Below are 9,995 nucleotides of genomic sequence, written 5' to 3' on the forward strand. Positions count from 1 at the left end.
GGCACCGGCCGAAGGCGAAGGCCATGTCCACGCCCCCAGCCTGCCCCCCTTCGTCTTCGCGCTGTTCTTCATCTTCGGCGGGATCACCAGTCTCAACGACGTGCTGATCCCCAAGCTGAAGGAACTGTTCACGCTCAATTACACGCAGGCGATGCTGGTGCAGTTCTGCTTCTTCACCGCCTATCTGGTGATCGGCATTCCGGGGGCCAAGCTGGTCAAGAAGATCGGCTACATGCGCGGCGCCGTGGCCGGCCTGATGACGATGACGGCGGGCTGCCTGCTGTTCATCCCCGCCAGCACCACGGCGACCTATCCGCTGTTCCTGCTGGCCTTGTTCATCCTCGCCAGCGGGGTGGTGATCGTGCAGGTGGTGGCCAATCCGCTGATCAGCCTGCTGGGCCCGCAGGAGACCGCGCACAGCCGGCTGACTTTCGCGCAGGCGTTCAATTCCTTCGGCACTTTCGTCTTCCCGCTGGTCGGCGCGGGGCTGATCCTGGGCACGCTCGCCGATGTCTCGGCGGAGGATTTCGAAGGCGCCGCGCTGGCCGCCTACCGCACTGCGGAATCAGCGATGATCGTGAAGACCTATCTCGGCCTCGCGGCGGCGATCACCGTGGTCGCAGGCGCGGTCTGGCTGTTCCGCAACCGGTTGCAGGGCGAAAAGCACGAGGCCTCGAGCGGGCTGGTGGGTTTCGACCTGCTGGCCCGGCCCCGCTTCGGCTTCGGCGCGCTGTGCATTTTCCTCTATGTCGGCGCCGAGGTCGCGATCGGTTCGATCGTCATCAACTACCTCACGCTCGACGACGTGCTCGGCCGCCCCGAAAGCGTGATCGGCTGGATGGTCAGCCTCTACTGGGGCGGCGCGATGATCGGGCGCTTCATCGGTTCGGTGCTGCTGCGGCTGGTGAGCCCGGGCAAGATCCTCGCCGCAGTGGCGGTCGGCGCGATCGCGCTGATCGCGCTGTCGACCAACAGCAGCGGTACGCTGGCTGCATACAGCCTGCTGGCGATCGGGGTGATGAACTCGATCATGTTCCCGACGATCTTTTCGCTCGCTTGCGAACGGCTGGGCAGCCGCGCGGCGGATGGATCGGGGATCATCAATGTGGCGATCTTCGGCGGCGCGGTGATTCCGCTGGCCACCGGCGCGCTGGCCGATCTTAGCGGCAGCCTCGCGCTGTCGCTGGCGTTGCCCGCCGCCTGCTATGCGGTGATCGCGGTGTTCGGCATCTACGCGCGGCGCCCGGCGAGCGACTGAACCGTCCGCGCCCGGCCGATTGCCTTGCGCTTCGGCTGGCTGAGCGATCTGTCGGTGGCCCGCGGCGGCGGGCGCCGCCCGTGGGTGGTGGCGGGCCTAATTGCGCTCGCGGCATCCTATCCCGCGCTGGTGCTGGCGCGCAATCCGGTCGAGCTGGTGGCCGCGGTGGCGCTGGCGCAGGCGGCGATCAACGCAGTGCTCGCGCCGCTGTTCGCGATCATCGCCGACCTGTTCCGCGACCACAAGCTCAGCGGTTGGTTGAAGGCCGTCTGGGTGTTCTTCCTACTCTTCCTGCCCATCCTCACCGCGCTCGTCTATCTCGTCGCCCGCGGCGAAGGGATGACGGAACGCAGCAACAAGGCCGCACGCGACGCCGAGAAGGCCGCCGCCGACACGCTCCTGTGCTGCGTGTCGCGGGCCGCCGACGACCGACTGGAGCTCGACCTGTGACCCAGCGTGGACCGCGCCCTCGTCGCGGGCTTCCCGTTCCCGTTCCCCACCGACCGCTACCGGTACTCCACCAACGTCGAGCCGGCGCCGCGCGCCGTCAGCACGCCCGCCGGGCAGTGGGGCGCGAGCCTCGTCGACGTCGACGGCGAGTACCACCGCGAGCCATGCGCGAGCTGGCCGCCGCCTACCCCGACGTCATGAGCCTCGACGGCGACGGACCGTCGTACGTCTGGACCAACCGGCTCCTCGACGTCGAGCAGCCCTTCACGTACGCGCAGCCGTCGACGCTGCCCGACGAGCCGCTGCGCTACGTCGCCTCCCAGGTGCAGGAGGATCTCGTGCTGCTCGACCAGCGCGACGGCGACCTGTGGGGCGACGCCGGCCTGGTGACGTCCGCCGCCGACTGGTCGTTCGGCTTCGACGTCGGCATGTCGTTCTTGGAGATCCACGGCCCCGTGCCGCGCCTGCGCGAGACCGGCGTCATCACCCGCGCCCGCGAGTTCATCATGCGGCTCCAGCCGGGCGCGCCGTACCGGCGGACGAACTGGACGCTCACCGTCGGACGCCGGCTCGACGTGTCGACCGAGCGGTACCCCGAGTGGGGGCCGGACCGGCCGCGCATGCTGACCGTCGACGACGTGACGTTCGGCCGCGAGGTGCACCTGCGCACCGAGGCCGACCTCCCCGACGACATCGCCGACTACAAGGGCATCGCCGGCTACCGCGACCGCGCCGTCGACTGGCTGCACGCGCACGCGCCCTGAACCCCCGACCCCGGACCGGCCCCCCGGTCCGGCGCGACGTCCCGCCCGGGGCGTCGTCACCACCCCCCACCCGAGGAGGTCTGTCGATGACCGCAGCCGACGTGGCGTGGATGCTCGCCGCATTCGCCGTCGTCCTGATCATGTTCCCCGGCATCGCGCTGTTCTACGGAGGCATGGTCGGGCCGAGGAACGCCCTGAACATGCTGATGATGTGCATGAGCACGCTCGCCGTCGTGTCCGTCCTGTACGTGCTCTACGGCCACGGCGTGGTCGTCGGCGACAGCCTCGGCGGCTGGCGCGTGATCGGCGACCCGCTGCAGCACCTGGGCTGGACGGGCATCTACGACGATCCCGGTGACGGGTCGATCGTCGACCCCTACTGGTTCTCCTTCTACGTGCTGTTCGCCGCGATCACGGTCGCGATCGTCGCGTCGGCGGCCGTCGGACGCATGAAGTTCTCCGCGTGGCTCGTGTTCTCGGGCGTGTGGCTCACGCTCGTGTACCTCCCGCTGGGCCACCAGGTGTTCGCGTTCGACGGCGAGGACACGAAGGGCGGCTGGCTGCGCAACGTCGTCCAGCTGCACGACTACGCGGGCGGCACGGCCGTGCACATGTCGGCCGGCTTCGGGGCGCTCGCCCTGGCGCTCGTGCTCGGCAAGCGTCGCACGGTGCAGATGCGTCCGCACAACCTGCCGATCGTGCTCGTCGGTGTCGGCATGCTGTGGATGGGCTGGATCGGCTTCAACGGCGGCACCGCCGGCGGCGCCAACTTCCTCGCCCAGTTCGCGATCATGTCGACGCTGCTCGCCGGCTGCACCGGCATGATCGGCTTCTGCCTCGTCGAGCGGCTGCGCGACGGGCACGCCACCACCCTCGGGATGTGCTCGGGCGTGATCGCCGGGCTCGTCGGCATCACCCCGTCGGCGGACGCCGTCGACGCGCTCGGTGCGCTGTTCGTCGGGTTCGCGTCGGGCGCGGTCGTCGCGTGGGCGGTCACGTGGAAGTCGCGGCTGGGGATCGACGAGTCGCTCGACGCGTTCGCGGTGCACGGGATCGGCGGCATCGTCGGCTCGCTGTGCGTGGTGCTCATCGGCTTCGAGGGCGCACCGGCCGGCATCCGCGGCATCCTCCTCGGCGGCAGCTGGGACATCGTCTGGCGCGAGGTCGTGGGCATCGTCGTCGTGTCGGGCTACGCGTTCGTCGCGACGTACGTCATCGCGCGCGTGCTCGACCGGGTGATGGGCCTGCGGGCGCCGGAGGAGCACGAGCTCGAGGGCATGGACCTCACGCAGCACGCCGAGTCGGCGTACGACCTCGAGAGGACCTGACGTGAAGCTCGTGACCGCCGTCGTCCAGCCGCACCGGCTCGACGACGTCAAGGAGGCGCTGACCGGGCTCGGCATGGCGGGGCTCACCGTCACGGAGGTGTCGGGCCATGGTGCGCAGAAGGGCCACGCGGAGGTGTACCGCGGCGCGGAGTACCGGGTGGAGTTCCGGCCGAAGGTGCGGGTCGACGTGGTGGTCTCCGACGCCGACCTGGAGGCCGTGCTCGACGCGGTGACCGAGGCCGCCCGCACCGGCCGGATCGGCGACGGGAAGATCTGGGCGACCGACCTCGTGGAGGTCGTCCGGGTGCGGACGGGGGAGCGCGGTGAGTCGGCAGTCTGACGGCCGGCGCGCCCGTCGGGCGTGAGGAGCGCGGCGTCGCCCGGGGGTCGACGCCGTGCTCCCCTCGTCGCCTGCGGCGCCCAGGGTCGGGTACCTTGGGCGTCACCGGCCGATGTAGCTCAATGGCAGAGCGCTTGCTTCCCAAGCAAGACACGCGGGTTCGATTCCCGTCATCGGCTCCGAGCGCAGCGAGGAGTCGCTGACGGGAATCGAGTCGGGCCCCCTGCGCGGCGAAGCCGCCGGACTTGGGATCCCGTCATCGGCTCCATCGCGCCGAAGGCGCTCTGTTGCCGATGCGTCATCGAGTCGGGCCCCCTGTGCGGCGAAGCCGCCGGACTTGGGATCCCGTCATCGGCTCCATCGCGAGGCGTGGCCACCTGTCGGTCGGCTCGGCGCCGTCACCCCCACGGAAACCGGCTCCCCCCCAGGCAAGATTCCCGTGGTTGGTGCCGGTTTGCGTGGGGCCCCACGCAAACCGGCGCGCGCCGAGAGGCGCGATCAGCCGTCGGACTCGCGCTCGAGGAGCGCGAGGAACTCGTCGGCCATCGCGAGCTGGCGCTCGAGCTTCTCCCGTCGGGCGACGGCATCGGCGCGGACCTGGGCCAGGTGGGCGCGCGCGTCGTCCGGTGATCCCGTGCCCCGCAGGGCCTCGAGGTCGGCCATCACGGCCTTCATCTCCTCGATCGAGAAGCCGAGGGGCTTCATCCGGCGGATGACGAGGATCTTCTCGACGTCGTCCTCGGTGTACAGCCGGAAGCCGCCCTCGGTGCGGCCCGACGGGTGCAGGAGGCCGACCTCCTCCCAGTGGCGCAGGCTGCGCAGCGACAGCTCGGTCCGTGCGGCGACCTCGCCGATCTGCATGAACGCCGACGCGTCACCGCTGCCGTCCGTCATCCGTGACCATCCTCACCGCTCGCGACGTCGAACCCTACCCTCACGTGAGGGTAGGGTTCAGTGCAGACCTTCGACGGCACGAGCCGTCCCGCCCATGGTGCCGCACGCCGCGCCCGGGCCCTCCCCACCACCTCCCCGACCAGGCGCCGACCGTCGCGCGCCCAGGAGCCCCATGTCGTCCACCGCCGTCCCGGTCCACGAGCCGACCACCGTCCGCGCCGCCCTGCGCAGCCCCCGGGTCCTGCGCACCGAGGTACTCGCCGGGCTCGTGGTCGCGCTCGCGCTGATCCCGGAGGCGATCTCGTTCTCGATCATCGCCGGCGTCGACCCCCGCGTCGGGCTGTTCGCGTCGTTCACGATGGCCGTCGCGATCTCCTTCCTCGGGGGCCGTCCCGCGATGATCTCCGCCGCCACCGGCGCGATCGCCCTCGTCATCGCGCCGGTGATGCGGGAGCACGGCTACGACTACCTGATCGCCACCGTGCTCCTGGGCGGCGCGATCCAGGTGGTGCTGGCGCTCGTCGGCGTCGCCCGGCTCATGCGGTTCGTCCCGCGATCGGTCATGGTCGGGTTCGTCAACGCCCTTGCCATCCTCATCTTCCAAGCCCAGCTGACGCACCTCGTCGACGTGCCGTGGCTCGTCTACCCGATGGTGGCGGTCGGCATCGCCGTCATCGTCGGCTTCCCGCGCGTCAACGCCGTGGTCCCGGCACCGCTGGTCGCGATCGTCGCGCTCACCGGCTTCACCCTGCTCGCGTCGATCACCGTGCCCGACGTCGGCGACCAGGGCACCCTGCCCGACAGCCTGCCGTCGTGGTTCCTCCCCGACGTCCCCCTGACGCTCGACACCCTCCGCATCATCGCGCCCTACGCCCTCGCGATGGCCGTCGTGGGTCTGCTCGAGTCGCTGCTCACCGCCAAGCTCGTCGACGACATCACCGACACCCCCTCCGACAAGACGCGCGAGGCGGTCGGCCAGGGAGCCGCCAACGTCATCACCGGCTTCTTCGGGGGTATGGGCGGCTGCGCCATGATCGGCCAGACGATGATCAACGTGAAGGTCTCGGGTGCGCGCACGCGGATCTCCACGTTCCTCGCGGGAGTGTTCCTGCTCGTGCTGGTCGTCGGGTTCGGCGACGTCGTCGCCCTCATCCCCATGGCCGCGCTCGTCGCCGTCATGATGATGGTGTCGGTCGGCACCTTCGACTGGCACTCCGTGCGTCCGGCCACGTTGCGACGCATGCCCCGCAGCGAGACGGCGGTCATGCTCGTCACCGTGCTCGGCACCGTGCTCACCCACAACCTGGCGATCGGCGTCGTCGTGGGCGTCCTGGCGGCCATGACGCTCTTCGCCCGCCGCGTCGCGCACCTGACCGACGTCGAGCGCACCGTCTCCAGCGACGCCGACGGGACCACGACCGCCACCTACCGTGTCACCGGGCAGCTGTTCTTCGCCTCGAGCAACGAGCTGTACACGCGGTTCGACTACGCCGACGACCCGGCGCGCGTCGTCGTCGACCTCTCGGACGCGCGGGTCTGGGACGCCTCGACGGTGGCCGCGCTCGACGCGATCACGACGAAGTACGCCCGGCGTGGCTCGAACGTCGACATCGTCGGGCTCGACCCGGCGAGCGCGGAGCGGCACGAGCGCCTGACCGGTCGGCTCGGTGGCCACTGAGCGTCAGAGCCGTACGTCACGCCCGTCGACTCCGTCGAGCAGTCGCGCGACGCGCCCCAGCGCCCCCGGGACGACGGAGTAGAAGGCCCACGTCCCGCGCTGCTCCCGGGAGAGGAGCCCCGCCTCCACCAGCACCTTGAGGTGGTGGGAGACGGTCGCCTGGCTGAGCCCGACCGGGCCGGTGATGTCGCAGACGCAGGCCTCGCCGCCCTGGTGCGCGGCCACGAGCGACAGCAGCCGCACGCGGTTGGGGTCGGCGAGCGCCTTGAAGGTGCGGGCCAGCTCGACCGCCTCCTCGCGCTCGAGCGGCGTCGACGCCAGCGTCCCGCCACAGGCCGAGGCCGTGGTCGGAAGCGGCGAGGAGGTCACCCGGCGAGTATGCCCCAGGACCCGCTACGCTCCCTCCATCGATGTCCGTCGATCTATCTGTCTCGACGAAGGAGCGGCCGTGCAGCAGCGCCTCGGCACCACGTCGTCCAGCCCGGCACCCCCGGTGGAGCGGCTGTCGCGGCTCGACCGGCTGCTGCCCGTCTGGATCGTGCTGGCCATGGCGCTCGGGCTGCTCCTCGGCCGCACCGTCGAGGGGCTCGACTCCGCGCTCGAGGCGGTGTCGGTGGGCTCCGTGTCGCTGCCGATCGCGGTCGGGCTGCTCGTGATGATGTACCCGGTGCTCGCGAAGGTCCGCTACGACGAGACGTCGCGGGTCACCGGCGACCGGCGGCTCCTCGCCGCCTCGCTCGTCCTGAACTGGGTCGTCGGACCGGCCCTCATGTTCGCGCTCGCGTGGCTGTTCCTGCCCGACCTGCCGGAGCTGCGCACCGGGCTCGTGATCGTCGGCCTCGCGCGCTGCATCGCGATGGTGCTCATCTGGAACGACCTCGCCTGCGGCGACCGCGAGGCGGCCGCCGTGCTCGTCGCCGTCAACTCCGTCTTCCAGGTCGTCGCGTTCGGGGCGCTCGGCTGGTTCTACCTGCAGGTGCTGCCGGGCTGGCTCGGGCTCGAGACCACGTCGGCGGAGTTCTCGTTCACGGCGATCACCCTCAGCGTCGTGGTGTTCCTCGGCGTCCCGCTCCTCGCGGGCTGGGCCACCCGGACCCTCGGCGAGCGGGCGCGAGGTCGTGACTGGTACGAGTCGAGGTTCCTCCCGCGGCTCGGCCCCTGGGCGCTCTACGGCCTCCTGTTCACGATCGTCGTGCTGTTCGCGCTGCAGGGCGACGCGATCGCGAGCCGGCCGCTCGACGTCGCACGCGTCGCGCTGCCGCTGCTCGTCTACTTCGCCCTGACGTTCGCGCTCGGGATGCTGCTCGGACGCGCGCTGCGCCTCGGGTACGCCAAGAGCACGACGGTCGCCTTCACCGCCGCGGGCAACAACTTCGAGCTCGCCATCGCAGTCGCCGTGGGCACGTTCGGGGTGACCTCAGGCCAGGCGCTCGCCGGCGTCGTCGGCCCGCTCGTCGAGGTCCCCGTCCTGGTGGGTCTCGTCCACGTCGCGCTCTGGGCGCGTCGCTTCTACCCCTCCGAGGAGTCCCCCCGATGAGCCGTGCCCGTCCCACCGTCCTGTTCGTCTGCGTGCACAACGCCGGACGCTCCCAGATGGCCGCCGGCTTCCTGCGCGAGCTCGGCGGCGACGACGTGGAGGTGCTGTCGGCCGGTTCCGCACCCGCCGACCAGGTGAACCCCGTGGCCGTCGAGGCCATGGCCGAGCTCGGTGTCGACATCGCCGGCCAGCAGCCGAAGGTCCTCACCGACGACGCCGTCGTCGCGGCCGACGTCGTCGTGACCATGGGGTGCGGCGACGAGTGCCCCTTCTACGTCGGCAGGCGGTACGAGGACTGGGTGCTCGACGACCCCGCGGGCCAGGGCATCGACGCCGTGAGGCCGATCCGCGACGAGATCCGCACCCGTGTCGAGGAGCTCCTCGCCTCGCTGCGCTGAGCGGGCCGCAGGGATGCGCCCGACCCCCGGCGCTGCCAGGGTGAGGGGATGAGTACCCCCGACGTCGCCGTGATCGGCGGATCCGGCTTCTACACGTTCCTGGAGGACCCCGAGCAGGTCGACGTGGACACGCCCTACGGCCCGCCGTCGGCGCCCGTCTCGATCGGCCAGGTCGGGGACCGCACGGTCGCGTTCCTGCCGCGGCACGGCGCCGACCACCGCTATCCCGCACACCGGGTGCCGTACCGCGCGAACCTGTGGGCGCTGCGCTCGCTCGGCGTCCGTCAGGTGCTGGCACCGTGCGCCGTCGGCGGGCTGCGGCCCGAGCTCGGTCCCGGCAGCTTCGTCGTCCCCGACCAGCTCGTCGACCGCACGAGCGGGCGCATGCAGACCTACTACGACACCGGCGCCGTGCACGTCTCGTTCGCCGACCCCTACTGCGAGCGTCTGCGCAGCCACCTCCTCGACGGCCTCGCCGACCAGCAGCCCACCGACGGCGGCGCCATGGTCGTCATCGAGGGTCCGCGCTTCTCCACGCGCGCCGAGTCGCGCTGGTACGCCGACCAGGGCTGGGCGGTGGTGAACATGACCGGGCACCCCGAGGCGGTCCTGGCCCGGGAGCTGGCCCTCTGCTACGCCACCGTCGCGCTCGTCACCGACCACGACGCAGGCGTCGACGACGGTGCCGGTGGTCACGGCGAGGCCGTCAGCATGGAGGCCGTCTTCCAGGTGTTCCGCGAGCACACCGACACGCTCAAGTCGACGCTCGCGACGGTCGTCGGCACCCTCGGCGAGCGCGACTGCGCCTGCGGCTCGTCCGTCGACGGCATGACGCTGCCGTTCGAGCTCCCGTGAGGGTCCTGCTCACCGGCGCCGCCGGGTTCATCGGCTCGCGCATCGACCTGCGGCTCGCCGAGCGCGGGCACGAGGTGGTCCGTCTCGACGCCTACCTGCCGATGGCCCACGGACCGGGCGCTCGCGACACCGCGCCGTCCGACGTGCACCTGCTCGACCTGCGCGACGCCACCGAGGCCCAGCTCGACGCCGTCCTCGACGGGATCGACGTCGTGTGCCACCAGGCCGCGATGGTCGGCAACGGCGTCGACGCGCAGGACCTTCCCGACTACGCGGCGCACAACGACCTCGGCACCGCCGCCCTGATGGCCGCGATGCACGAGGCCGGGGTGCACCGCCTGGTGCAGGCCTCGAGCATGGTCGTCTACGGCGAGGGCCGCTACACCTGCGCCGCGCACGGCGAGCAGGTGCCGGGCGTGCGCTCGCGCGAGGACCTCGACGCGGGACGCTTCGACAACCCGTGCCCCGTGTGCGGGGGGCCGCTGGCGTGGGC

Annotated in this window: 13 protein-coding genes and 1 tRNA gene; 12 read left to right on the plus strand and 2 right to left on the minus strand. The window is 71.3% G+C overall.

Going from position 1 to position 9,995, the window contains the following annotated elements:
* The 7 genes from A6Q79_RS12375 to A6Q79_RS12405 form a co-directional block, all read left to right on the plus strand.
* The coding region (locus A6Q79_RS12375) for a sugar MFS transporter (protein ID WP_317698458.1) at window positions 1–1,258 on the plus strand (1,258 nt) is incomplete at its 5' end.
* A 24-nt stretch (window positions 1,259–1,282) separates the two neighbouring features.
* A complete protein-coding gene (locus tag A6Q79_RS12380) occupies window positions 1,283–1,708 on the plus strand; it encodes a PLDc N-terminal domain-containing protein (RefSeq protein ID WP_317698460.1) in 426 nt (141 codons plus the stop codon).
* A gap of 6 nt (window positions 1,709–1,714) precedes the next feature.
* Window positions 1,715–1,909 carry a hypothetical protein gene (locus A6Q79_RS12385; protein WP_317698462.1) on the plus strand — a complete coding sequence of 65 codons (195 nt, stop codon included), beginning with the start codon at window positions 1,715–1,717 and terminating at the stop codon, window positions 1,907–1,909.
* Window positions 1,873–2,472, plus strand: coding sequence for a DUF3445 domain-containing protein (locus tag A6Q79_RS12390; protein ID WP_317698464.1), 600 nt, complete (start codon window positions 1,873–1,875; stop codon window positions 2,470–2,472). The genes A6Q79_RS12385 and A6Q79_RS12390 overlap by 37 nt, the downstream gene beginning before the upstream one ends.
* Before the next feature lie 86 nt (window positions 2,473–2,558).
* Complete coding sequence (locus A6Q79_RS12395; RefSeq protein ID WP_286691145.1) at window positions 2,559–3,800, plus strand: ammonium transporter; 1,242 nt, start codon at window positions 2,559–2,561, stop codon at window positions 3,798–3,800.
* A gap of 1 nt (window position 3,801) precedes the next feature.
* A complete protein-coding gene (locus A6Q79_RS12400) occupies window positions 3,802–4,140 on the plus strand; it encodes a P-II family nitrogen regulator (RefSeq protein WP_286691146.1) in 339 nt (112 codons plus the stop codon).
* Window positions 4,141–4,248: 108 nt separating this feature from the next.
* A tRNA-Gly gene (locus A6Q79_RS12405) sits at window positions 4,249–4,319 on the plus strand.
* A 319-nt stretch (window positions 4,320–4,638) separates the two neighbouring features.
* Here A6Q79_RS12405 and A6Q79_RS12410 read toward each other — a convergent pair.
* Entirely contained in the window at window positions 4,639–5,034 is a 396-nt protein-coding gene (locus tag A6Q79_RS12410) for a MerR family transcriptional regulator (RefSeq protein ID WP_067853309.1), read from the minus strand.
* A gap of 172 nt (window positions 5,035–5,206) precedes the next feature.
* On the opposite strand from A6Q79_RS12410, the gene A6Q79_RS12415 reads away from it, so the two are divergent.
* Window positions 5,207–6,712 (plus strand): SulP family inorganic anion transporter, encoded by a 1,506-nt coding sequence (locus A6Q79_RS12415; RefSeq protein WP_286691147.1) that lies wholly within the window; start codon window positions 5,207–5,209, stop codon window positions 6,710–6,712.
* Window positions 6,713–6,715: 3 nt separating this feature from the next.
* Here the strand turns inward: A6Q79_RS12415 and A6Q79_RS12420 are convergent, their stop codons facing one another.
* On the minus strand, window positions 6,716–7,033 hold the full coding sequence (locus A6Q79_RS12420; RefSeq protein WP_286691161.1) for a helix-turn-helix transcriptional regulator: 318 nt from the start codon (window positions 7,031–7,033) through the stop codon (window positions 6,716–6,718).
* A 127-nt stretch (window positions 7,034–7,160) separates the two neighbouring features.
* Here A6Q79_RS12420 and arsB point away from each other — a divergent pair, with 127 nt between their 5' ends.
* The 4 genes from arsB to A6Q79_RS12440 all read left to right on the plus strand — a co-directional run.
* Entirely contained in the window at window positions 7,161–8,249 is a 1,089-nt protein-coding gene (gene arsB / locus A6Q79_RS12425) for an ACR3 family arsenite efflux transporter (protein WP_286691148.1), read from the plus strand.
* Entirely contained in the window at window positions 8,246–8,647 is a 402-nt protein-coding gene (locus tag A6Q79_RS12430) for an arsenate reductase ArsC (protein WP_286691149.1), read from the plus strand. Before arsB ends, A6Q79_RS12430 begins: the two co-directional genes overlap by 4 nt.
* Before the next feature lie 48 nt (window positions 8,648–8,695).
* Window positions 8,696–9,502, plus strand: coding sequence for an S-methyl-5'-thioadenosine phosphorylase (locus A6Q79_RS12435; protein WP_289016664.1), 807 nt, complete (start codon window positions 8,696–8,698; stop codon window positions 9,500–9,502).
* A partial coding sequence (locus tag A6Q79_RS12440) for an NAD(P)-dependent oxidoreductase (protein WP_317698468.1) occupies window positions 9,499–9,995 on the plus strand: 497 nt, incomplete at its 3' end. The genes A6Q79_RS12435 and A6Q79_RS12440, both read left to right, overlap by 4 nt.

Source organism: Aeromicrobium sp. REDSEA-S32_B7, assembly GCF_001626145.1.
GTDB classification, from domain to species: Bacteria; Actinomycetota; Actinomycetes; order Propionibacteriales; family Nocardioidaceae; genus Aeromicrobium; species Aeromicrobium erythreum.